The sequence below is a fragment of the Paenibacillus sp. Marseille-Q9583 genome (assembly GCF_976954365.1).
In genome coordinates this window covers 22,606-45,468 of record NZ_CDRJTB010000059.1, presented here as the reverse complement: position 1 = coordinate 45,468, position 22,863 = coordinate 22,606, and the positions used below count along the sequence as shown (strand labels likewise).

Here is a 22,863-nt window from a genome sequence, read left to right as displayed (position 1 = left end):
GTTTGGACATCGATTCCCCAAGAAAAACTAAATTGGAAACCCGATGACGAAGCAATGACTTGTATAGAGATGATTAGGCATGTTCTAGAAGGTGAACATTATTACCATCTAGCTATCCAAAATCAAGGCAGTCTGGCTGTATTTGATTCTCCTTTCGAAAAACGGCCTTTTTCCACTGTAAATGCAGAATTGGAATTTGCAGAACCATATAGAAATCACTTCATAGAAACTATTAAGTCATTTTCTGAAGAAGATTTAACAAGTATCAAAATTGATCGTTCTGATTCAGGTTACATAAGAAGTTTAGGTGACATGCTGCTAAGAATCGCCTATCATGAATCAGTCCATACTGGTCAATTGCTGGATTACCTAAGAATGGCAAGGGTTCCAAGAGTACGAGTTTGGGATTAATTTATCTCACGGTGTAATCACTTAGGTGTTATGCCTTTTCTTTTTTTGGTTACTACGCATTTTGCGTCTACTTATTTCTATCATTCATGTTTTACTTTTATTATGAGAAGGGTTAGACTAATATAGGTTTTATATACTTATTACCGATTACTAAGAAAGGATTTGATGAATGTGGAATCGACTAATTTCAAAGTTATACCTGACAAACTGAAAGGTAGGACGGTTGAAGATGTCGCCATCACTACTAATGCTGTGGTTATTAAATTTACTGATGGTACTTTTTTAGATATCTATCTCGATGAGGCTGCACAAATATTAAAGACATCAACAAACAAGCTGGATAGTTAACTCAACCCTTTACACTTAGCTATCATTTTCCCAGCTTCCTCCTTCACAGTTTACGTCTACTATTTATCTACTTGGTATGCCTGAAGTGTCATATATGCAGCTTCTCCCTTAATGATCTGGTTCTGACTTATAGGAGTTATCCCCGTTGATCTACCACTTTTACCTCGCCGATCGTTTGGCTGTTTGTTTCTCCACACTCATATTTGAGCCAAAGATAGACGGCCATAGTCTTATATATTTCCAAGAGTCCGGTAGATCCGGTTATATAGCAGACATGATAATGTTTATACTCAACAGTACCCTGAATTACATCTCCCGTTTGCGGAGGATTTTGGTTTGGACGGCGAGGTTGCATGATAGCAGAAGATAAGTCCAAGAAGCGAAATATAAAAACCGCGAAAGTCCTTGTATAATCAAGGATTTTCGCGGTTTATTTAGAATTAGGGTATGGGGGCAATATCCAGCCGGAGTAATAATCGATATCTATTTTGAACGCATCAATTAGATATACGAAGTAAGGCACACTCAGCATTGTTACAATAATCCCTGCGGGAATATCCGATTTAAAGCTGACCGTTCGAGCAATCGTATCCGCTACAAGCAGCAATAGCGCACCAATAAGCGCTGAAGTTGGTAGGAGTATTTTGTAGTCGTGATCTACTAGTTTGCGAGCCACATGCGGACTAATCAATCCAATAAAAATGATCGAGCCACCGAGCGCTACACAGCCAGAAGCAATGCCTTCATTGAAGCGGCAAGATATGTTCCGTTACACAATCTATTTAAGTTAATTACATCTTAAACAATGATAATGATTATCGATTAGAATTAGGCAGCTCCTCTATTTTTCAATCGCTGTTTAGTATCGTGCTTGCTGATAGCTTCGCATGAAATTTCGTAAAGTTAAAAAACATCGCCCTAGATCTACGACCCTAATAGCGATGGTTCGGTTAGAAGTGGAGCTTCCTTAGACCCCATCCATATATCCCATCCCTTTACAGTAATCATTCTGAGCGCAAATAGGCTAACGGGGAAAACCCAGAAGGATTGGCCAAAGCAATTTATAACGGCATACGAGCAAAATAAACATCCACGAAAACCACCGGTCTAAGGTGCCCCCGATCTTTCCAATAACCAACACGTATGAACTCTTCATTCAATGCAAAAAAACCCTCCGGGCATGAATTTTAACATACAAATTTATCCCTCATGCCTATGATTTCTTTTATAAACGTACTTGAACTAAAGAGGAATAATCTCTCAACATTGCACCTCCTATAATTTAGCATTAATATAAAATAATGAGACTTACTTAAAATCGTTAATGAGTATCGTTTTGAGGATTATTGCATTTTCGCAAACTCACTAAGGAGTAGGAGTGTTTTTTATATGTTATAGGGGAAAACGAATATTGGGACCAATGACTGAAGCTGATGCTCTACGTGAATGGTTTACTCTTTCCGGTACAGTGAAGGACATTTATATTATTGAGGTTGATGAGAACAATAAAGTAAGGCGCCAGATCGGACCCACAAAGAAGAAAAAGAAATAAGCATTACCTGCAGCAACCTACTATAACTTGATTGAAAAAGCGATAAACCGTAAAAAAGCCCCACCGACCCTTATAGGTTGATGGGGTATTTTATTAAAATGGAAATTTAGTAAGCGAGAATATTAAGAGTACCATCCCAACAATCGAAGACAGAGCCGCCATTTTATCTTTAGTTTTAAAATAGGTAGCTCCTCCATTAAAAATCAGAGCTCCACACATCCCCATCATTGTCCAAGACATGATCACTTGATCCTGACCGCGGAAAAATAGTATTGCCAGAATGATTGTTGCTGCACTAAATAGAATACCGAACAGCCTTAGTGCTTTCAGCAAAAAATCCCCTCCCGAAATATAATGGGCTAATGAATTTGCAGCTTACTCGATATTACAAGAAAAAATGTAGCCAATGGGCCACAAAGCAAAGAAATTAAAAACCAGTTTAATCCACTCCTATTTTTACCTTGTGCTAACCCAGCATTTATTAATGCTAATGTACCCCATCCAACAAAATACCCGTTATCCATCACGCACACGACCTTTCAACATCATTTTATAGGAATACGAATATCCAATATAATGGTTTCATCATACATAGATTACCATTCCTATATCTGGTAGAATTAATTAGTATTTACTATCAGATTTAGGGGGATATAAGATTGAAAATAAAGGCTTTTTTATGTATCGTTGCAACTATTGTACTTCTTACAGGATGTGGTAGTTCCAAATCAAATTCAGAGGAAAAGAAAACAACATCTGCAGAAGTTACTCAGTCTGAAGCAACAGCTGACTCTTCAAAAACAGCTGCTGCAACACCAGTGCCAGAGAAGAAACTTTCAGAATCCGAGAAATTAGCTCTCGATTATGTGGAAATTTTCCTGAATGGTTCGGATATCGAAGCGAAAAAGAAGTTCGTATCCGAAAATATACTTCCTGATGTACAACCAATTTTTCAAATGGCTGAATCTACCGAGACACCTGAGAATAACAAACTTAAGAACGCTTCAGTAATAGAATCAGCTGATTATACAGACAAAGATGGTGGAAAAGATAAAATCGTCCTAATTCAAGGTGAAAAGTCGTCCTCCAGTAGTGAACTTATAATTTTTATGAAGGATGATAAAATTGGTTGGGGATATTCGTCTAATGACAAGAATAAAGAACCCTTTAACGAAATGAGAAAATTCTTCAAAGAGCCCGTAAATAACACATCTGATTCAGGTACAACTGAACAGTCTCCTGAAGCGACACTTAAAGAAATTAGTAATTTTGTCATTTCAGATATTTGGAATGTTGGATTTGTTGATATTAGTTGGTATGCAAGTTCAGGAACTAGCTCTACAGGTGAAGCCATAGATATAGATTTTACAATTGAACAATTAGGAAAAGCGATGAGTACAAAATTAGAATACGATAATTACATCAACAACCTGGATACAAAATACGATTCAATTAAAAACATCTGGTCTAAGCTCTCTGGTGAGATTGATCGTATGTACAAGCAAATCCAAGACACTCCTCCTATAGCAAATGATGCTACCACCAAATTAGATACAGGAATATTCAATCAGTACCAGGATGCTTTTAGTGATGAGGTAGATAAATTATCCAATTCTTAGATTAAGACAAAATCCCTGCCAACCACCCAGGTTGCAGGGATATTTTATACATGCTGAGATTTCAACAACTACTTTATTCTTGTGGAAAAAACGATCCAAAAATACAAAATAAAATGTTTGATATTTTATACTGTAGTTTGATCACCGCTCATATTTTGTACTACTATTTCTCTTTTATCTACTGACACTACATTAACAACAGCAGATGTACCTGCCATATTATAAATAAAAAAATGATCAAAGGAAGAAATGAGAAGATTTTACGATTATTCATATCTATCACCTCCGAGTAAGGATCATCTAATGGACAAAATAGTTACCTCCTATCCATTGCCGAACAATTCTTGTATGTATTTTTCCGACATATATTCTCTAAACTCTTTATCTAATAAGTATATTTCATCTTGTTTTATCCACTGGTAGTTAAAAACAGTTCCACAGTCCTCTCCTTCACCCTCTCCAGTGAATCTCCACTTTTCAGGTAATCTTGTTTCTGGAATCAGAAGGTAGTCATGTCTTTCAACATTTGCATCTATATAATCTTTATAATAATATTGTGTTCCTATTTTCTTTACTAATTTAAATTGTTTAAGTCCACTTTCTTCTTGAATTTCCCTGAATAAGGCTTCTTCTTCTGTTTCCCCGGCATCGACATTACCACCTACTAATCTAAAGGGTACTTCTGATTCATTAAGATAAACTAATAAGGTCTTTTCTCCAATTTCATTGTCTTGCAAAATAAATCCGTATACCTTTTTTCTAATCGGTTTCCCTATCTTCATCGTGTCCCCCTATTTAGCTTCTTAAAAACGAAAATAAAAAAGTATTTGATCATTGATCAAATACTTGCTCAGTCGTACGGTGTTATGAATATATGCTCCCTTGTGGTCATCTACGTTTACGCCATTCGAAAATACCATAAATTTACTTTATTGTATTCCGAAAACATAAATTAAACAAGAGTAACTCTTTAATTCTCACCACTGATCAAAATAGCACTCCGCTTCTGTTTAGCACATTACAATCTATTGTGCATTTTATATAGAGAAGCTTAATAGAAAGGGGTGGAACTGATTGGCAACTCGTCAACCTGATTTGGTATTGATCACTTGGAGCAGAAATCCTTTGGTTCGTGGCTCTGCACGTAGGATTATTTCTGTCCGCATCATTGGAAATGCTGAGCCTTGTCGACCTAGCTTAAGACCCAACGGGCTACTTGACACCGCCTTAGCTTGTTTATTAGATAATGACGTTGGTTTTAAAGTGGTGTTTCGTAAAAAAACTTCAAAGATTAGCGGCTATTTGCTGTTACAACGCCATTAATTTTTCAGAGGGCAGCTAAGTTGCTGCTCTTTTTTAACGTTGAATAGAACCTGAACCTGAATCTGATCGAAATTAGGTGAGTCCATGTACTTACAAGATGTAAAGAAGAGCTATGATTTAATCGTAAGCTTAGGTATGTCTTGTGCTCCTGCTATAAATATGCAAAGAAATAACTTGAGAACATTTTCCATGCCTCTCGACTGGATGATTTCTTATTCATTAACTGATATAAACAGACTTTATAAGAATAGATTTCAGAATTTCATGGAGTTAACAAATCTGAAAATGCTCGAAGAGACACATTTTTTTCTAGAGGATGGAGTGCCCGCTTATCCTAATGGAAACAAGAATGAGTTAGTGAAATCGTATTTTATTCAGGATACCTTTTATAACATTATCTCTGTACATGATTTCCCAATCACCTTGGGTAAACATTGGTCTACGACCTATCCATCTTATAAAGCAAAGCTGGATTTACGAATTAAGAGATTTTGGGACAAATTACTACGCAGTAAAAAAATTCTATTCATTAGATGGTTCGCCACATACGAAGAGGCAATAGAGCTACAAGTGATTTTGTCTGATATATTAAAGCCAAACGAATTCACTGTCCTTATCCTTTATCCCGTTCGAGAATTAACATCAGTACGAGAAATCCATTGGAATATTAATCATATTTGTGTGTTAGAATTTCCTGATGATATGAACGATTATGATAGCTGGGATTATATTTTGAAAGATATACAAGTAACGAGCGAATAATTTATCTCTTATTAAAAAATGACCCTCTCATGGGTCATTAATGTTGTCGGCTTCGGTCAATCAAATGATTAATCATTTCTTGTGCAGCAAAAACATATGGATTCAGATATAACCTACTGATACCTACAAATATAGCAATAGGGCTACTGACTCCAAAATCGCTTTGGCTCCAAAGTGATTTTGGATTTGTAAGTTCAGGCTCTACAAGATCATACTTTTCCATCAGCCTTTCCTTTGTTCCACTATCCATTACAGCTCGGTTTCCTTTATCCGGAAAGACTACTCCTGATGAAAAACAAGCCATGATCAGAACAAAGGAAAAAATGAGTATTGCTAGTTTCTTTTTACACATAATACAGCTCCTAATTCTTTCTATGGTCTACACTAAACTCTAAACCTTGTACCAACTCAAATATTTCTCGGGTAATCGCAGGAAATCTATGTATTCGACATTCTTGATCAGTTCTAGATCATATTCTATAAAAATAATGGGATAAAAAGTATTAAATTCTATAATACACCTTTCTCCATATAAAAACAAAAGCACCCCACAGCTATAATTAGTAGGGTACTTTTGAATAATTTCCGTATTTACAATATCAATATCCCACTAAATATTCTATGGGGTTGGAGTTCCGCCATTGGCATTTAGCGTTTCGCCACTAATATAGCTCGATTCCTGGCTAGCAAGAAATACATACGCCGGAGCCATCTCTGCAGGCTGTCCCGGACGGCCTAGTGGTGTGCTCGCACCGAACTCCTTCAGCACTTCCTCTGGTTGCCCACCCACCACCTGAAGAGGTGTCCATACGGGACCCGGCGCCACTACATTGACTCGAATCCCCTTATCAGCTACTTGCTGAGCGAGAGATTTACTGAATGTATTGATCGCAGCCTTGGTCGTCGCGTAGTCCAACAGGATGGGCGAAGGGTTATAGGCTTGAATGGAAGAAGTGTTGATGATGGTGCTACCCGGTTGCATATGTTTCACTGCCGCTTTACACAGCCAGAACATAGCATATACGTTCGTTTTAAAGGTATCGTCAAAATGCTTCGTAGTAAGATCAGCAATATCGGGGACGAATTGCTGTTTGCCCGCTACATTGGCTAAAATATCAATCCCACCCAGTTGCTTGACCGCAGTATCGACGAGCAGTTCACAGTACTCCTCGTCCTTAAGATCACCTGGGATGGCGATTGCGGTTCGTCCTGCTTCCTGCACCAGCTTGAGAACCTGCTTTGCATCCTCTTCTTCCTCCGGCATGTAGGATAGAACAACATCTGCGCCTTCACGAGCAAATGCAATTGCCACAGCTCGGCCTATCCCGCTGTCTGCCCCTGTAACAATCGCTTTTCGTCCAGTCAGACGTCCGGTGCCTTGATAGGTATCTTCGCCTGTATCAGGCACGGGATTCATCTTCTTCTGAAGCCCCGGCTCTTGTTGCTGCTGTTGAAATTCAGGTCCTGCCTTGGTGTACTGAGTAGTAGGATCTTGCATCGTATATTGGTTAGACATCGATCAATTCCTCCTTTATTTTAGAAAACCATTTTGTATTTAACGAACTCTTTTTTATGTAAACACAACAGTACACCGCTAAACATACCTCATCGATAGCATAGTACTGAATATTTCCACAAAAAATACCCCAACTACCTGATAAGGTGGCTAGGGTATTTCATACTCTAAGTATCATTAATCATTTAATGGCCTTAAATTTCCTCTGACCTGTCTGGAACCGACTCATAACGAGTACGTATTTCACGATTTTTAGCGTAGATGTATAAATCTAAAGCCACTATTCCTCTACGTGCCAATTTTACAAGCAGGACGAAAAAGTAGATTCCCAAACCAATGGATATCAACCAAATTAAAAAGAACAAAACACCTACTCCCCCGCCGAAAAAAAGACCTGTGTGTTCCATACAATTTATCCGCCCCTTAAGCAATTTTCATTTTTTATCAGTCTATATTGCTTAAGCTAAAATAAATATATGGAAACTCACACATGAATCGGGACACCCTCCACACAGTTTCGCGTATACATTACATAAAGGAGTGATAAATCATGGGCTTTTTTATTTTCCTCTTTGTTCTGTTAGCGCTACTTAACATCTTTTTCCCACGATTCGGGTGGTACATGAGATATGGATGGATGGTCAAAGGTGACGTTGAGCCGAGTGAGGCTTATTTATTAATGACCCGCGTTAGCAGTATTGTGGCACTTATTGTCCTCTTAGTTATCTGGTCTAGTTTCTGACTTATCCTAACGCTCTTAATACATCCTCAATCTTACGCTGATGCGACAATACGCCGTAATTCATCCAGGCCATGAAATCCACCTCATATACGCTGCCGTTACGTACAGCAGGCAAGCTGCGCCAGAGTTGTGTATCCAGCAGTTCCCGTCCTCCCCCTTCAAGCTGATCAAAGGTAATAAACAAATGATCCGCAGTCAGATTGGCAAGCTCTTCTTTTGTCAGGTTCACCCTATTCTTTCCACGGGTCAACTTCCGAACCAAGCTATGGGGTTGCAAGCCCAAATCATGATGAAGCACGCTTCCTGTATACCCCAAATGCTCACATCCATAGAGAGTGATTCCGTAGACTGAGATTCTTAAACAAGCTATGGTCTGACTATGGACGGAACGGGTAAGCTGCTGCTTGGCTTGCTGTGCCTGATGCTCATAATTGTCGATCACTTCCTGAACACGTTCCGTTCTGCCAAAGACGGCTGCTGCGGAATACAATGTGGCACGCCAATCCTCTTGATGAACAGGCAGCTTGAACAACGGTGCGATCCGGCTGCACTCCTCCAGATGCCAACGATGAAAGCCATTATCCAGCAAGATCAATTCGGGCGTATACCGGGAGAGCTCCTGCCAATTACGAGTCGAAATATCTACCTCAGGCACATTGTGGAGAGTCAAGTACTCTTGTTTCCCCCACTCGGCGTGAGAATATTGCGCCACAGGCGTAATATCCAGAGCCAATAGATAATCTTCCAAAAAAGGAGCAAACACCCTCAACCCATCCTGATGGAAGCTTCTGTATTGGCCTGGAGTAACACCAACCGATCTTTTAAAACGCCGATTAAAATAATACTCATTACTATATCCGACGGATACCGCGATATCATGCATACGGTCATTTGTCAGCAGTAGCTGCTGCTGCGCTCTTTCGATACGAAGCCCGTTCAAATGCTCCAAGGGAACCCTCCCTGTCACCTCTTTAAATGTTTGTGTGTAACGCGCACGTGTAATACCTGCAACTTCAGCCAACTGATCGACGGTTACGGCTTGGTTATAATGCTCCTCCATATAGTGAATGGAACGCTGTATTGCCTCATGATCACCCGTGACCTGAACGAAAGAGGAATTTGCACGCATGATTAGCAGCAGCAGCTCCTGAAAGCGCGTATGGCCTGCGAACCATTCGATCTCATCTGTGCTTCTACGGCTATTGTAGATAGCCTCTAGCAGTAATTTACATTGTGAAAAGGGTCTACAGCTTAACAAACCAGATCGAAGGATGTCCTCTTTAGTCCTTCCTTCTATTTCACTCTGCCTGTTTTCCCCGGTTTCGATGATTTCAAAAGTAAGCCGATAAAAGCTAAGCCCCCGCTCCTCGGCATTGATTTTGCTTAATAACCCTGGTTCGAACAAGAACCCAGTACCTTTTTCCAGTGGAAACTGCCTCAACTCAGCCTCAACATACCCCTGCCCTTCCGATACAATGAGTAGCGTATGATCCTGAAACACCTCACTCTGTCCGCTTCCTGACAGAGATTGGGTTTCTATATTTATTAAGCTATAGAATAGCTTCCTTCTATTGCTGTCTTGCAAATCTTTTGCCATTCTCCCGCCCCCAATTGAGAACCATTTTCATTTACTTCAGTGTAAAACAAAAAAGAAGGTCTATCAAGGGTGCTGATAGACCTTCTTTTTGCTATTCCTTCAAGGCGGCTGCCGTTTATTTCACAATAGCTTCCAGCAGGTCGTCAAGCTTCATCGAATTGGCCGTGATGGCACCAGTCTGCCAGTGGGAACGTTCCATTCTATAAACATTCCCGTTCTTCACTGCGGGTAGGCTCTTCCACAGCGGCCCATCAAGAATTTGGATCGCTTCCTGATTTCCTTCAGTATCCCAGCCCCCGTTGTCAGGGAATACGATGATATGATCCGCTTCGAGCTGAGGGATAAGTTCTTCGGAAATAATAGATTGATATTCGGTCATTTCTGCAGCCATAGGTACGGGTGTCAGGCCAAATTGAGAATAAATCACACCGATAAAACGGTTTTTAACACCGAACAAAGCAAAGGTCTTATCCGCCACGTTTAGCCGGATCACTGCTACTTTTTCTTGCCCCAGAGCCTGTTGCAGTTTAGCTTTTCCATCTGCCACTTTCTGATCATACTCGGAGAGCACAGCCTCAGCCTTCTCCGGAATACCGAGCGCATCTGCAATCGCTGTAAGCACTTGTCTTGAGTCCTGCAGCGCCGCCTCAGGGAGACGATACGTTGGTGCTATCTTGGAATATTGTTCATACCTCGCCGCATCCGCGCCTCCGTCCGCAATAATCAAGTCAGGATCTTTCTCCAACAACGCTTCCAAGCTTCCGGTGATATCAAATTCTGGCACATCGAGATTTAAGTAATCTTGTTTGCCCCAGCTTGGATGATACCACTGAACCACCGGTGTAACCCCCAATGCCTTCAAATAATCTTCAAGGTAAATCCCGGCCACCCGTTTAGGGTTGACTGGAATCTCAACATCTCCGAATTCCCCTGTAATCGTCCGAGTTGCAACCTCTTCCGAAGCATTTCCACTTTCTTCGCTCGGTGTGCTGCTAGCTGAGGTTGATTCCTCTGCATTCTCTGTTTTAGCAACATTATCTTTCGTAGTATTGCTATTCGTTCCGCATGCCCCCAGCGCGGTCAATGCCATAATAAGTACTGCTGACCATAAAAACTTCCGACCCCATCTTACCATTATCACTTCACTCCAATGCTATATTTTCATTGATTATCATTCTCAATAATCATTATCACAATAGTAGCATGACTTTTATAGCTTTCAATGCACTTTTTCTGCAAAAATCTTATACAAACTATTAACAAGTTTCTTCCCTTCTTCACAAATTTCTTATTATTTACGATTGATTTATACAATGCTTTCGCTTAGAATAAACTCATAAACGCGCGTTTATGAAAAGAGGGGAAACATGCGCAGCGAAGATATAGCTAAGTTGGCCGGGGTTTCCCGAAGTACGGTATCCCGCGTGATCAACAATTATTCCAACGTCCCTGAAGAGACCCGGGCTAAAGTGCTGCGGGTGATTGAGCAACATCAGTACGAACCGAACAGCTTTGCAAGGGCTTTAGCCGGTAAGAAGACCGATACGATCGGACTCTTCGCCATCAGTATGAACGAGAAGGAGAACACTACCCGAATTTATCAGAACAATTACTTTGCTCCATTCGTTGATGCCGTAGTCGACACCTCGAATGCCCGCGGATGTTATGTACTGATTCATACGGTTTACTCTCCCGACGATTTCATCAAGGTAAAGCAAGCTTTTCTTCAAAAACGGATTGACGGCGGTATCATTGTCGGCACTCAGAAGGATATTAATATCGTCCGAGAAATGGTAGGGCTCGACTCTCCTCTCGTATTAATTGATTATGATATCTCTGAGATTATGTCGGAGCATCTTGACCGCAATCATCTGGCCATTGTGAACTCCAAAGATTACGAGGGCACCACAGAAGCGATTGAATATTTGATTTCTCTGGGTCATCAAGAGATTGGCATCATCTGTGGGCAAATGAATACGTACTCTGGACGAGAGCGTTATACGGCTTATGAAAATACGCTGAAGAAACATGGCCTGCCTGTAAATGAGAGATTTATTCTGAAAGGTGATTTTCTGAAAGAGACTGCTTACGAAGAGGTTAAGAAGCTCCTTGCTTCTGGTGAACCTTTGCCAACGGCCTTCTTCTCCTCCAACGATGATATGGCTATATCAGCGATGGAAGCGTTCTCCGAACACGGAATCATTGTCCCTGAAGATCTCTCCATGGTCGGATTTGATGACATTCAGCTAGCATCCCGTATTCAGCCTAAGCTGACCTCTGTACGCTTGCCGATCTATGAAATGTCTAAGGCTGCAGTGGAAAAAGTAATCGAGCTGTGTGATTCACAACAGCCGACGTTTAGCACGATCAGCTTTCCAGCTCGTTTAGTGGAGAGAGATTCCTGTCAACCGCCGAAGAAATAGCTTAAGATCAATCCTTCGCTGAAGAAATCTACATATTTTTCCGTGAAGCTGCTATTTGATTCGGTATCGAAACTACTGCTTTAATTGTCCTGCTTAAAAGTATTGAAAAACTCCCTTCCCTCGAGGGAATTTTTTCTGAAACTTATAAACGCGCGTTCACAATCGAAAGGAGACTTTCTCACATGAAATTCGGAACCTTTGACGACACTCGTAAAGAGTATGTAATTAACACCCCAAAAACCCCTTACCCTTGGATTAACTATCTTGGTAATGAGCAATTTTTCGGACTTATTTCTAATACAGCTGGTGGTTACACCTTCTATAGAGACGCTCGTCTCAGAAGATTGACCCGTTACCGTTATAACAACATCCCACTGGATACTGGCGGCCGCTACTACTATCTTTATGACGATGGTGATTTCTGGACCCCAGGCTGGATGCCAGTAAAACGTGATCTCGACTTCTACGAATGCCGGCACGGTCTTGGCTACACTTCTATTACTGGCGAACGGAACGGAATTTCTGTGAACCAGCTTGCTTTTGTACCTATGGGTCATAATGCTGAAGTACATCGTCTTGTAGTGAAAAACACGGGCTCCGCTAAAAAATCCGTGAAACTGTTCTCTTTTGCAGAGTTCTGTCTCTGGAATGCACAAGATGATATGACCAACTTCCAACGCAATCTCAGCACCGGTGAGGTTGAAGTGAAGGATTCCGTTATCTATCACAAAACAGAATATCGTGAGCGCAGAAATCACTATGCTTTCTACTCCGTAAATAAAGAAATCGCTGGTTTCGATACTGATCGTGAAGCTTTCGTAGGGATGTACAACGGTCTGGAAAGCCCACAAGCTGTAGTTGCAGGTGAACCTACTAACTCCGTAGCTAGCGGCTGGTCCCCTATCGGATCACACGCACTTAACATTACGCTTGAACCAGGTGAAGAACAAAGCTTCATCTTTGTACTCGGCTACATCGAGAACCCTGAAGAAGATAAATGGGAATCCCTGAATGTGATCAACAAAAAACCAGCAGAAGCTATGATCGCACAATTTGCTACAGATGCACAAGTAGATGCTGCACTCGCTGCACTTGCTGCTCACTGGGATAACCTGCTGTCTAAATATCAAATCCAAAGCGGCGACGAGAAACTGGATCGCATGGTTAACATCTGGAATCCATATCAATGTATGGTTACCTTCAACATGTCCCGTTCTGCTTCCTACTTTGAATCCGGTATTGGCCGTGGTATGGGCTTCCGTGATTCTAACCAAGACTTGCTCGGATTTGTTCATCAAATTCCTGAACGTGCTAAAGAACGTATTCTCGATATTGCGGCTACACAATTTGAAGATGGCAGTGCCTATCACCAATACCAACCGCTCACTAAAAAAGGTAACAACGAAGTCGGCACCGGCTTTAACGATGATCCGCTTTGGTTGATCCTAGGAACGGCTGCTTACATTAAAGAAACTGGCGATACCTTGATTCTTGATGAGCAGGTTCCTTTTGACAGTGATCCGAATAACACCGCTACGCTGTTTGAGCACTTGAAACGTTCCTTCGAGCATGTAACTAACAATCTCGGACCTCACGGCTTGCCGCTGATCGGGCGCGCAGACTGGAATGACTGCTTGAACCTCAACTGCTTCTCTACTGAGCCGGGTGAATCTTTCCAAACTACTGCCAACATCGAAGGTCGCGTTGCGGAATCTGTATTTATCGCGGGTCTGTTCGTCTTCGTTGGTCCTGACTATGCAGAAATCTGCCGGATGCGCGGACTTAACGATGTAGCTGTGGATGCAGAAGCTAAGATTGACAACATGAAAGAAATCACCTTGACACACGGCTTCGATGGCGATTGGTTCCTGCGTGCTTATGATCACTATGGCGACAAGATCGGTTCCAAAGAAAATGAAGAAGGTAAAATTTTCATCGAGCCACAAGGGATCTGCGTAATGGCCGGTATCGGTGTGGAAAATGGGCAAGCTGAAAAAGCTCTATCATCCGTACAAGAGCATTTGGATACTAAATACGGTATCGTATTGCAACAGCCACCGTATTCCAAGTACTATCTTAACCTGGGTGAAATTTCTACGTACCCTCCGGGCTACAAAGAAAATGCCGGTATTTTCTGCCACAACAACCCTTGGATCATGATCGCTGAAACTGTACTTGGACATGGCGACAGAGCGTTTGAAATTTACGCTAAAATTGCTCCTGCTTACCTGGAGGATATCAGCGAAATTCACCGCACAGAGCCTTATGTTTACTCCCAAATGATCGCAGGTAAAGATGCCGTTCGTCACGGGGAAGCTAAAAATTCCTGGTTGACTGGTACTGCTGCATGGAACTATGTAGCTATCACTCAATCGATCCTTGGCATCCAAGCGGATTTCAATGGTCTGAAGATCGATCCTTGTATTCCTACTGAATGGGATAGCTTTGAAATCACACGTGTCTTCCGTGGAGATACTTATGTGATTCAAATCAAGAACCCGAACCATGTATCCAAAGGTGTAGTTAGTCTTACCCTGGATGGCACAGCTGTAGAAGGTAACATCATTGCTCCAGTTGGAGACGGTGCTGTACACCAAGTAGTTGTAGAACTGGGTTAAAAAAATCCGCTCAACCGTTCACTTGAACGATTGGGCGGATCTATAATTAACGCTGGATGACTCCTGAACTCTTCAGGGGTCATTTTTTACCCTTCCACAACATCTGCTCTTAAATCACTCGCAACCTCAAGCATTCTCGGGATCACAGCTTCATTATTTCCAGAAACGTAAATATCGCCTTGATAATGCCTAAATGGGATTGTAGTATCACCAAAGCCCCACATAAAGAAATCTCCCTCAATGGACATCGTAGTGGCGCCTGCTACTGTATAAACTGATGTATAGGTGAAATCAGGTTTGGATGCGAAGTACTGCTTGCACTCTTCTAAAGATATGGTTTGTGTTGAACCTCCATCATTTTGCATAGCTCGTGTAATTCGATAACGTTTGCTCATTGTGATGCCTCCAATATTTTCTGTAAAATAATCAGCTACCTTGTCCCGATCAAATATAGCATACAATAAAGCGTAAATCCCAGCTATCCTAAACCTTAAATTACTTTGCCTGTCCCATAACTCACATACTACCTTCCGGAATCCATACCTTCATTTCACCACTGCCACGATTGCCCCACAAGTAATATGGAACAGCTTTGACCTTAACGGATTGAAGAGGTGCTTTCTCTCTGCTGTAAAGTCCACCACTCCAGCTCTCTTGATCAACACACAGTCCATCTGCCTCGACAACAGCAGCGCCACCAAGCAAAGTCTCATCAAAAGCCGCCGTAAGTTCACCGTCTTCTTTTAAAGAAATAGAGCTTAAAGGCTCACCATTATCGATACTTTCAAGGCAATACACAAGCGGTCCGCGTTGAATCGTTACTTTTTGAGCATCTGCACGCAGATTGGGATGAGCGTAAATGCGATGTGCCTCCATTGGGTCATTCACTTCGATTATGTCTCCTGCTCTCCACATTCTCCGAATAACGAGGTATCCCTGCTCGATGTTCTCAGCAGCGTTCAGTGCTTCACCATTGACTCTGATTTCTATTCCTAGACTCCACGATGGAATCCGTAAAGCAATTCCGAACTCCGCTTCCTCTTTCGGATTGATCTTCATCGAGACTGTACCTTTCCATGGATAGGTACTTTGTTGTTGAATGGCGACATCCGTTCCGCCCAGCTTTGTTGTCAGCTCACTGCCAATATATAAATTCGTATAGAGTGTATCGCCATGAACCGTGTAAATATATTGATTGAGCGAAGTAAGTAGACGCGCGACATTCGGAGGGCAGCAGGCGCAGCCAAACCAGCCTTGACGTTCAGACTTCACATGATGTTTCTCCGGGTTGCAACTGCATGCCTGAGGCCATACTTCTAGTGGGTTCACATAAAAATAGTGCTTGCCATCCTGTGCCATCGAGCCCAGTACATTGTTGTATAGCGCCCGCTCCATGACATCGGCATAACGTGCATCCGGTGATATTCTCAGCATACGTTGTGCAAAAAAGATCAACCCAATAGAGGCACAAGTCTCTGCGTACACCGAATCGTTAGGCAGATCATAATCAAAGGTGAACGCCTCCCCTCTATGTGTAGAGCCGATCCCGCCTGTGATGTACATTTGCTTGTTCGTAATGTTATTCCACAGTCTCTCGCATGCTTCACGAAGTGATTCATCTCCCGTAATAGCGGCAAGATCAGCCATAGCAGTATACATATAAACCGCACGTACAGCATGGCCTACAGCCACCTTCTGCTCTCTTACTGGAAGATGACTCTGGTAATATTTTAAATCAAGATCCTCCTTCCGACCTGTGAAAAAATTGATCTTCCCCAGATTTTCCCATTGTTCCTTTAAGAAATTCGGCTGTTGACCTCGCTCATTAATAAAAAAGCTGCTGAGCTTCAAATATCGTTCCTCACCTGTCAATCGATACAGCTTAACGAGTGCGAGTTCAATCTCCTGATGCCCATCATAGCCCTGCATTTTGCCTTCTTCCGGTCCAAACACAGAATCGATATGATCAACCATTCGGCACATGATGTCGAGCAGTTTTCTTTTGCCAGTAGCTTCATAATAAGAAACGGCAGCCTCAATGAAATGTCCAGCACAGTACAGCTCATGACAATCGTTCAAATTGGTCCAGCGTTTACCCGGTTCTTTTATCGTAAAATAAGTATTTAAGTATCCATCTTCCTGCTGCGCCTCGCCAACGAGGTCAATCACTTCATCCGCTTGACGCTCTAACTCAGGATCACGTGTGATGCTTAAGGAATAACCAACAGCCTCTAGCCACTTAGCCACATCACTATCTTGAAATACCCAGCCGTAAAACTCGCCATTCTTCCGGCCTGCAGCAATCTCAAAATTAGCAATGGCATGGCTGGGCTCAGCTCCCAGTGCTCTATCGTTCAATACCTCATATTGATAGGGAATAACAACGTTCTGGACCAGCCTAATATATCGACCCCAGAAATCATCTTGAATGGTAACAGTTTGATCTTTTACAACTTCTTGATTCTGTATAGTTTTGTTCATCCTCATCTTCCCCTCAGCCTTATTTCATACTCGCTAATAATAATTATAGGGGGTAGAATAGATTAAAAATACGATCAGAAGCAACCCCTTTTTTGTACTATTTCACACTTTAGAAAGGAGGGATAATTAAAAATGGGCCCTTCATTTATACATTTCGCTGCGCCGCCATTTCCTTATTTTCTAGAATGCAATCGCACGGTTTATCAACCCGGAGATCAGCATCCGAATAGAAGCCATATTGGAGTGTTTGATCTACTTATTGTAGAACAAGGCTGTCTATTTATCGGGGAGGACCATATTCAATGGGAGGTTTCGGCGGGACATACACTGCTATTGCTGCCCGATCGCTATCATTACTCCGTTAAGCCATGTGATGAGACCACTTCATTTATATGGATTCATTTTCATACCCTTGCAGATTGGTCTAGCTCTGAGGGTGGACCCGTGTATATCAACCGTGAAACACATTTTCGGCAGTTTCTTACTCATCCGTATACCATTCGAGTGCCACAGTTCGGCCCCCTCCCTGACCCTTTTGAACGGAGTGGACAAGCACAGATGCTATTACAACTGTCTACTAGCCGGCGTTCCAGCGCAGTTTGGCAGCAGCAACGGATATTTGAAGAAATGCTGCGGATGATGGATCTGGCGCAGCATGATACTTCAGAAAGTCACGCGGTGGAAATCGCAGAGCAGACGGAGACTTATATCCGTAATCATTATGCGGAGCCTCTCTCCAATGCCTCACTAGCGGACGCACTGCATTTTCACTATAACTACCTTACTCGCTGCATGAAACGAGTATATGGGCTGACTCCGATGGAGTATTTGACGGATTACCGTTTGGAACAGGCTAAGCTATTGCTGCTTAAGACTGAGCTTTCTATAGCCGGAATCGCAGAACGTACCGGCTTCGAGAGTGCCGCCTACTTCTCGCGTCGATTTGCTCAGCAGATCGGAATCTCTCCGCTTCGCTTTCGTAAGCGTTACTCCCGTTAATTACTTGTCTGGCGTACTTGGTATCTAATACGCGTTTCGATCCCTAACCCACACACACTACGTAACATAAGACACTTTAAGCCTGGTTTCAATCAGGTTTTTTTGTTCATCTGCAATTTTTTGGAAGTGACAAGCATATTTATAGACATGCCTTTAATGTGGAGATGTTAAATATGCGGCCATTAAGATACCTTATCATTCTTTTAGGAAGCTTACTCGTTGCTGCGGGAACTAATTTTTTTCTCGTACCATATAAAATCTTGGATGGGGGAATAATAGGGATAGCCCTCATTATTAATTATTTATCCGACGCTAAAATTGGCGTAGCTATAATTCTCTGCAGCTTTCCTATCTTTCTGCTCGCTTGGTTAAAGGAACGCGATATCTTTTACAACAGTGTACTCGGCCTATTGATCTCATCATTTCTGATCGAGCTTCTCGGTCCTTTCCAATATCACTTTCTATATTATTTTGAGTTTGGTTCCATTTCTAGCGCCATTATTGGCGGTTTTTTGATGGGAACGGGACTTGGGATTATGCTGCGGTTTAAAGCTAGTACGGGTGGCACCGATCTGCTCGCTCAATTTATAAAAAGGTATGTCCCGCTGAACCTTGGATTCATCATTTTTTTGACCGACTTTATGATTATCGGCGCGGGGGGACTCCTGATTTCCAAGGAAACCTTCTTCCACTCCATCCTCACGATTATCTCCGGGGGCGTGGCTACGGGTCTATGCACACTTGAGACGAAATAAATGGAAATAAATAAGAATACGCACGATCATACGTTCGTATTATAATAAGAAGAAAAAATATAAGGTATCTCTACCTCACCTGGAGCGTGTGAACCTATGAATAAAGAACGTGTCATTATGCTATCTGATTGCCAAAGCTTCTATGCCTCCGTGGAAAAAGCCTCTAATCCGCAGTACAGCAATAAGCCGCTGATCGTTGCTGGGGACCCAGCTAGACGGAGCGGTATTGTGCTGGCTGCCTGCCCTATAGCCAAATCCTATGGCATTACTACCGCTGAGACGTTGAAGGAAGCGCTGGCAAAATGCCCCGAAGTCATCGTGGTCAGACCACATATGCAGCAATATATCGATGTCTCCTCTCAAATCACAGATATTCTACGTAAGTTTAGCGACCAGGTAGAGCCCTATTCTATCGATGAACAGTTTATTGATGTCAGCGGTAGCCTCAGCTTATTTGGCAGTCCAAGGGAGATCGCTACCGCCATTCAGGATCTAATTCGTAGAAACACAGGTGTGCGTGCGCGCATCGGCATTGGATATTCCAAGGTTACCGCCAAAATGGCTTGCGACCTGTGGGCCAAGAAGAACGCAGATGGTATATTCACCCTCGCTCACGAGGAGCTTCCGAATGTGCTCTGGCCTCTCCCCATTAGCGAGCTATTCATGGTAGGTCGCCGCATGTCCGCCCATTTCCAAAGTATGGGTATTACGACGATTGGCCATTTGGCACAGATGCCGCTAAGCGAGCTAAAATGGCGCATGCGGGAGAAATTTCACAAAAAATGTGATATCGACGCCGAGCTATATTGGCGGATAGCCAATGGCATCGATGACAGCCCCGTGAGCCCAAGCACCTATGAAGTCGCACCCAAGAGTGCCGGGCACCAAATGACGCTACCAAGGGATTACTATAAGCTGCAAGATATTAAGACCATCATTCTTGAGCTATCTGAGCTTGTATGTAGACGTTGCCGCAAACTGAATGTGCATGGTGCAGTCGTGTCTGTCGGCTGCCAAGGTGCCAGCTTTGATGAACCCACAGGCTTCTCAAGACAGACTACAATGAGCGATCCTACAAATGCCACCCTGCTGGTATATGAGGCAGCTCTTTCTCTCTTCAAGCTCCACTGGGACGGTCAGCCTGTGCGTAGAATCCACTTAAGCCTGTCCAATCTATCTGACGAAAGCCAGTACCAGCTAACCCTATTCGAGTCTCGCCCTCGCTATCGTGAACTCGAACGTGCGACCGATGCCCTCAAGAATAAATATGGGGAGACGATCATTGGGCGAGCAGCTTCATTTACAGATGTCGGGCAGCTTAAGGACAGATCTGGAAAGATCGGCGGACACTATAAATAAAAACTATATTAAAATACACACCATATCGTTTATAATGCTATATTGGGGTTGTTATTTTCACGTAGATGAAGCGACAATCGAAATATGTAAACATAGATAATCACATTCCAGAGGAGGACCGGAGAAGTTGGATAGCACGAGCAACACTAACACTACGTATTATGAAATCGTTGATCTCTGTCTTCTTGCTGGCAAGATCATGCTGCAAAATGGTGCAGAAACATCCAGAGTTGAAGATACGATGACACGAATGGCAGGATCCCTCGGGTTCCCAGGAGCACATAGCTATGTGACGCCAACCGTTATTATGTTCACCACAAATAGAATAGAACCTGTTAAGTTATACAGAATTGCGGAGCGAACAACAGATCTGCAGAAGGTATCGGAGGTCAATGACATTTCTCGGCGTCTAAGCGAACGTCAGATTACAGCTGAGGAAGCTCGTGCAAAATTAGGAGAAGTCGATGAAGCCTCACCTGTCTATCCCGTATGGCTGCAGATCTTAGCAGCCGCCCTTACTGGTGCTTGCTTCACCGTTATGTTTAAAGGCAGTTTGTGGGATGCTCTCCCCGCCTTGCCGATTTCCGGACTAGGCTTCGCTGCGGTCATCTATCTGCATCGTTTAGTGCAAACTAAATTCTTTGCAGAGTTTTCTGCTTCCTTCCTGATCGGACTTCTAGCCTTCTGTTCTATAAAGCTGGGGATAGGTCAAGAGATGGACAAAATCATTATCGGCTCCGTTATGCCTCTAGTACCCGGACTACTCATTACTAATGCCGTTCGTGATCTGATGGCCGGTCATCTGGTCTCAGGCATATCCAAGGGAGCCGATGCCTTTCTAACTGCATTTGCGATCGGTACAGGTATCGGGCTTGTACTATCACTATTTTAATATCCATGTGAAAGAGGTTAGCCCTTCATGATTTTGCAACTTATAACCAGTTTTATCGCCGCGGCAACCTTCTGTATTCTATTTAATGCGCCTAAGCGCTCACTACTACAGTGTGGTTTTGCCGGAATGGTGGGCTGGATGGTGTATGTGCTTCTAAATGTAGAGTTCGGTCCTGTTGTAGCTACGTTTGCAGCTAGTGTAATAGTGGGCATCGTCAGCCAATTTTTTGCGCGATCCTTCAAAATGCCGGTTATTATTTTTAGTGTAGGTGGTATTATCCCGCTTGTTCCGGGTGGTCTCGCTTACGATGCTATGCGTAAATTTGTGGAAGAGGACTATACTCTGGCTGTAGAAATCGCTGTTCGGGCATTAATGCTCTCTGGCGCCATTGCAGCTGGACTCGTGCTAAGTGATGTAATTGGACAAATGTTCCGTCGACGTGCAATCAAATAACAGCATACTTCTTCAAAAAAAAGAAATCGCCTGTTGGTACAATGGTGGTCACCCATCCATCTCCCAATGAGCGATTTCTTTGTTCATCTCTATGCAAATAACGCTTCAGGGTAGGCTAAAGGCGCAGCACCCGGATGAATACTATTGATGCTAGTGTTCTTGATCCAGGACAGCCCTACAGTACCCTCACCCGCATGAACAGCCACAGCAGGAATATAGGTCATAATCTCAGTTCGTAAGTCAGGCGCCATTGCTTTGATGTCCTCTTCTAGCTTGAGTGCCATCTCTAAATTATTTGAATGCATGATACATACATCACTAACAAGCCCTACATCCTGTTTAAATATCTCCAAAAGCGCCTGTTGCGTTTTCTTCATTGTACGGATTTTCTCCACAACAACGACCTTCCCTTCGTCAAAACGAAGCAGCAAGTTTATACGCAGCAATTGGCTAAGTACAAATTGTGATCCAGAAACACGTCCACTGCGATGAAGCTGTGTCAAGCTTGCAGGAATTAAGTAAAAGGACATATTCTGAATAATATTTTCAATCTTCGCTTTAATTTCTAGTCCAGAAAGACCCTTCTTCTGCCAATGTATACCGCGCATGATCATTTCTCGGATAGGATAAGCGCCAACCTTAGCATCAATTCCAATTACATTGGCCTCCGCTATTTCGGCGCCTTGCATCGAAGCATTGTAAGTGCCACTGAGCTCTGAAGAAAGATGTACAGCAATAATTTCATCGTATTCTTCCTTCAACCGTTCGTATAGCTCAATAAACTCACCGATTGGAGGCTGTGAGCTGCCTACCTTCTCATGCTGGCGCATTTTCTCATAGAAGTCATCGATCGTAATATCTATATTCTCTTTATAACATTCGTTGTTGATAATAATCCGTAACGGAATAATATATACATGATTATTCTTAGCGAACTCCGGATCTATAATACTTGTACTGTCGGTTACCCAGGCAATTGATTTCATGGTCATTTGTCACTTCTCTCTCTCATA

General features: G+C 42.5%; 24 protein-coding genes. 14 read left to right on the top strand and 10 right to left on the bottom strand.

Going from position 1 to position 22,863, the window contains the following annotated elements:
- On the top strand, window positions 1–411 hold a 411-nt coding region (locus ACWNM1_RS22840), incomplete at its 5' end, for a DinB family protein (RefSeq protein WP_449602752.1).
- 171 nt (window positions 412–582) lie between these two features.
- Window positions 583–759 (top strand): hypothetical protein, encoded by a 177-nt coding sequence (locus ACWNM1_RS22835; protein ID WP_449602751.1) that lies wholly within the window; start codon window positions 583–585, stop codon window positions 757–759.
- Between the two features lie 430 nt (window positions 760–1,189).
- On the opposite strand, the gene ACWNM1_RS22830 is transcribed toward ACWNM1_RS22835, so the two are convergent.
- Window positions 1,190–1,498, bottom strand: a complete 309-nt coding sequence (locus tag ACWNM1_RS22830; RefSeq protein WP_449602755.1) for an iron chelate uptake ABC transporter family permease subunit — start codon at window positions 1,496–1,498, stop codon at window positions 1,190–1,192.
- A gap of 672 nt (window positions 1,499–2,170) precedes the next feature.
- On the opposite strand from ACWNM1_RS22830, the gene ACWNM1_RS22825 reads away from it, so the two are divergent.
- Window positions 2,171–2,311, top strand: coding sequence for a hypothetical protein (locus ACWNM1_RS22825; protein WP_156113100.1), 141 nt, complete (start codon window positions 2,171–2,173; stop codon window positions 2,309–2,311).
- 93 nt (window positions 2,312–2,404) lie between these two features.
- Here ACWNM1_RS22825 and ACWNM1_RS22820 read toward each other — a convergent pair whose 3' ends face one another.
- Window positions 2,405–2,644 (bottom strand): hypothetical protein, encoded by a 240-nt coding sequence (locus ACWNM1_RS22820; protein WP_076282962.1) that lies wholly within the window; start codon window positions 2,642–2,644, stop codon window positions 2,405–2,407.
- Window positions 2,645–2,970: 326 nt separating this feature from the next.
- Between ACWNM1_RS22820 and ACWNM1_RS22815 the strand changes: the two genes are divergently transcribed.
- Complete coding sequence (locus tag ACWNM1_RS22815; RefSeq protein ID WP_449602750.1) at window positions 2,971–3,930, top strand: hypothetical protein; 960 nt, start codon at window positions 2,971–2,973, stop codon at window positions 3,928–3,930.
- A gap of 323 nt (window positions 3,931–4,253) precedes the next feature.
- On the opposite strand, the gene ACWNM1_RS22810 is transcribed toward ACWNM1_RS22815, so the two are convergent.
- Window positions 4,254–4,712: an NUDIX domain-containing protein gene (locus ACWNM1_RS22810; protein ID WP_449602749.1), complete on the bottom strand. Its 459-nt coding sequence runs from the start codon at window positions 4,710–4,712 to the stop codon at window positions 4,254–4,256.
- A 292-nt stretch (window positions 4,713–5,004) separates the two neighbouring features.
- Between ACWNM1_RS22810 and ACWNM1_RS22805 the strand changes: the two genes are divergently transcribed.
- The gene (locus ACWNM1_RS22805) at window positions 5,005–5,253 is read left to right on the top strand and encodes a hypothetical protein (protein ID WP_449602748.1); all 249 of its coding nucleotides are present in this window, start codon (window positions 5,005–5,007) and stop codon (window positions 5,251–5,253) included.
- A gap of 84 nt (window positions 5,254–5,337) precedes the next feature.
- The gene (locus tag ACWNM1_RS22800) at window positions 5,338–6,015 is read left to right on the top strand and encodes a DUF1796 family putative cysteine peptidase (RefSeq protein WP_449602747.1); all 678 of its coding nucleotides are present in this window, start codon (window positions 5,338–5,340) and stop codon (window positions 6,013–6,015) included.
- 37 nt (window positions 6,016–6,052) lie between these two features.
- Here ACWNM1_RS22800 and ACWNM1_RS22795 read toward each other — a convergent pair whose 3' ends face one another.
- Both ACWNM1_RS22795 and ACWNM1_RS22790 read right to left on the bottom strand, forming a co-directional pair.
- The gene (locus ACWNM1_RS22795; RefSeq protein WP_449602746.1) at window positions 6,053–6,367 is read right to left on the bottom strand and encodes a hypothetical protein; all 315 of its coding nucleotides are present in this window, start codon (window positions 6,365–6,367) and stop codon (window positions 6,053–6,055) included.
- Between the two features lie 267 nt (window positions 6,368–6,634).
- On the bottom strand, window positions 6,635–7,531 hold the full coding sequence (locus tag ACWNM1_RS22790; RefSeq protein WP_449602745.1) for an SDR family oxidoreductase: 897 nt from the start codon (window positions 7,529–7,531) through the stop codon (window positions 6,635–6,637).
- 550 nt (window positions 7,532–8,081) lie between these two features.
- Here ACWNM1_RS22790 and ACWNM1_RS22785 point away from each other — a divergent pair.
- On the top strand, window positions 8,082–8,273 hold the full coding sequence (locus tag ACWNM1_RS22785) for a DUF6199 family natural product biosynthesis protein (protein WP_449602744.1): 192 nt from the start codon (window positions 8,082–8,084) through the stop codon (window positions 8,271–8,273).
- A gap of 1 nt (window position 8,274) precedes the next feature.
- On the opposite strand, the gene ACWNM1_RS22780 is transcribed toward ACWNM1_RS22785, so the two are convergent.
- Both ACWNM1_RS22780 and ACWNM1_RS22775 read right to left on the bottom strand, forming a co-directional pair.
- The gene (locus ACWNM1_RS22780) at window positions 8,275–9,870 is read right to left on the bottom strand and encodes a helix-turn-helix domain-containing protein (protein WP_449602743.1); all 1,596 of its coding nucleotides are present in this window, start codon (window positions 9,868–9,870) and stop codon (window positions 8,275–8,277) included.
- Window positions 9,871–9,985: 115 nt separating this feature from the next.
- Window positions 9,986–11,005, bottom strand: a complete 1,020-nt coding sequence (locus ACWNM1_RS22775; protein WP_449602742.1) for an ABC transporter substrate-binding protein — start codon at window positions 11,003–11,005, stop codon at window positions 9,986–9,988.
- A gap of 232 nt (window positions 11,006–11,237) precedes the next feature.
- Here ACWNM1_RS22775 and ACWNM1_RS22770 point away from each other — a divergent pair, with 232 nt between their 5' ends.
- Together ACWNM1_RS22770 and ACWNM1_RS22765 are read left to right on the top strand one after the other, a co-directional pair.
- Window positions 11,238–12,293, top strand: a complete 1,056-nt coding sequence (locus ACWNM1_RS22770) for a LacI family DNA-binding transcriptional regulator (RefSeq protein ID WP_449602741.1) — start codon at window positions 11,238–11,240, stop codon at window positions 12,291–12,293.
- A 182-nt stretch (window positions 12,294–12,475) separates the two neighbouring features.
- Window positions 12,476–14,911: a GH36-type glycosyl hydrolase domain-containing protein gene (locus ACWNM1_RS22765; protein ID WP_449602740.1), complete on the top strand. Its 2,436-nt coding sequence runs from the start codon at window positions 12,476–12,478 to the stop codon at window positions 14,909–14,911.
- Window positions 14,912–14,997: 86 nt separating this feature from the next.
- On the opposite strand, the gene ACWNM1_RS22760 is transcribed toward ACWNM1_RS22765, so the two are convergent.
- Window positions 14,998–15,306, bottom strand: coding sequence for a hypothetical protein (locus ACWNM1_RS22760; protein WP_341054025.1), 309 nt, complete (start codon window positions 15,304–15,306; stop codon window positions 14,998–15,000).
- A 121-nt stretch (window positions 15,307–15,427) separates the two neighbouring features.
- Window positions 15,428–17,392, bottom strand: coding sequence for a glycoside hydrolase family 127 protein (locus ACWNM1_RS22755; RefSeq protein ID WP_449602739.1), 1,965 nt, complete (start codon window positions 17,390–17,392; stop codon window positions 15,428–15,430).
- Window positions 17,393–17,524: 132 nt separating this feature from the next.
- Between ACWNM1_RS22755 and ACWNM1_RS22750 the strand changes: the two genes are divergently transcribed.
- From ACWNM1_RS22750 to ACWNM1_RS22730, 5 genes are all read left to right on the top strand, one after another.
- On the top strand, window positions 17,525–18,391 hold the full coding sequence (locus ACWNM1_RS22750) for a helix-turn-helix transcriptional regulator (RefSeq protein WP_449602738.1): 867 nt from the start codon (window positions 17,525–17,527) through the stop codon (window positions 18,389–18,391).
- A 164-nt stretch (window positions 18,392–18,555) separates the two neighbouring features.
- Window positions 18,556–19,146, top strand: coding sequence for a YitT family protein (locus tag ACWNM1_RS22745; RefSeq protein ID WP_076283375.1), 591 nt, complete (start codon window positions 18,556–18,558; stop codon window positions 19,144–19,146).
- Between the two features lie 96 nt (window positions 19,147–19,242).
- On the top strand, window positions 19,243–20,505 hold the full coding sequence (locus tag ACWNM1_RS22740) for a DNA polymerase IV (protein WP_449602737.1): 1,263 nt from the start codon (window positions 19,243–19,245) through the stop codon (window positions 20,503–20,505).
- 127 nt (window positions 20,506–20,632) lie between these two features.
- On the top strand, window positions 20,633–21,397 hold the full coding sequence (locus ACWNM1_RS22735) for a threonine/serine exporter family protein (RefSeq protein WP_449602736.1): 765 nt from the start codon (window positions 20,633–20,635) through the stop codon (window positions 21,395–21,397).
- A gap of 27 nt (window positions 21,398–21,424) precedes the next feature.
- Window positions 21,425–21,850, top strand: coding sequence for a threonine/serine exporter family protein (locus ACWNM1_RS22730; protein WP_042126727.1), 426 nt, complete (start codon window positions 21,425–21,427; stop codon window positions 21,848–21,850).
- An 89-nt stretch (window positions 21,851–21,939) separates the two neighbouring features.
- On the opposite strand, the gene ACWNM1_RS22725 is transcribed toward ACWNM1_RS22730, so the two are convergent.
- The gene (locus ACWNM1_RS22725; protein ID WP_449602735.1) at window positions 21,940–22,842 is read right to left on the bottom strand and encodes a DegV family protein; all 903 of its coding nucleotides are present in this window, start codon (window positions 22,840–22,842) and stop codon (window positions 21,940–21,942) included.
- Between the last annotated feature and the right edge of the window lie 21 nt (window positions 22,843–22,863).

Coding starts and splice junctions, on each gene's coding strand:
- ACWNM1_RS22785 (WP_449602744.1), top strand. CDS start 8,082: ATGGGCTTTTTTATTTTCCTCTTTGTTCTGTTAGCGCTACTTAACATC.
- ACWNM1_RS22755 (WP_449602739.1), bottom strand. CDS start 17,392: ATGAACAAAACTATACAGAATCAAGAAGTTGTAAAAGATCAAACTGTT.
- ACWNM1_RS22730 (WP_042126727.1), top strand. CDS start 21,425: ATGATTTTGCAACTTATAACCAGTTTTATCGCCGCGGCAACCTTCTGT.
- ACWNM1_RS22790 (WP_449602745.1), bottom strand. CDS start 7,531: ATGTCTAACCAATATACGATGCAAGATCCTACTACTCAGTACACCAAG.
- ACWNM1_RS22800 (WP_449602747.1), top strand. CDS start 5,338: ATGTACTTACAAGATGTAAAGAAGAGCTATGATTTAATCGTAAGCTTA.
- ACWNM1_RS22770 (WP_449602741.1), top strand. CDS start 11,238: ATGCGCAGCGAAGATATAGCTAAGTTGGCCGGGGTTTCCCGAAGTACG.
- ACWNM1_RS22740 (WP_449602737.1), top strand. CDS start 19,243: ATGAATAAAGAACGTGTCATTATGCTATCTGATTGCCAAAGCTTCTAT.
- ACWNM1_RS22765 (WP_449602740.1), top strand. CDS start 12,476: ATGAAATTCGGAACCTTTGACGACACTCGTAAAGAGTATGTAATTAAC.
- ACWNM1_RS22750 (WP_449602738.1), top strand. CDS start 17,525: ATGGGCCCTTCATTTATACATTTCGCTGCGCCGCCATTTCCTTATTTT.
- ACWNM1_RS22775 (WP_449602742.1), bottom strand. CDS start 11,005: ATGGTAAGATGGGGTCGGAAGTTTTTATGGTCAGCAGTACTTATTATG.
- ACWNM1_RS22780 (WP_449602743.1), bottom strand. CDS start 9,870: ATGGCAAAAGATTTGCAAGACAGCAATAGAAGGAAGCTATTCTATAGC.
- ACWNM1_RS22725 (WP_449602735.1), bottom strand. CDS start 22,842: ATGACCATGAAATCAATTGCCTGGGTAACCGACAGTACAAGTATTATA.
- ACWNM1_RS22760 (WP_341054025.1), bottom strand. CDS start 15,306: ATGAGCAAACGTTATCGAATTACACGAGCTATGCAAAATGATGGAGGT.
- ACWNM1_RS22795 (WP_449602746.1), bottom strand. CDS start 6,367: ATGTGTAAAAAGAAACTAGCAATACTCATTTTTTCCTTTGTTCTGATC.
- ACWNM1_RS22810 (WP_449602749.1), bottom strand. CDS start 4,712: ATGAAGATAGGGAAACCGATTAGAAAAAAGGTATACGGATTTATTTTG.
- ACWNM1_RS22745 (WP_076283375.1), top strand. CDS start 18,556: ATGTTAAATATGCGGCCATTAAGATACCTTATCATTCTTTTAGGAAGC.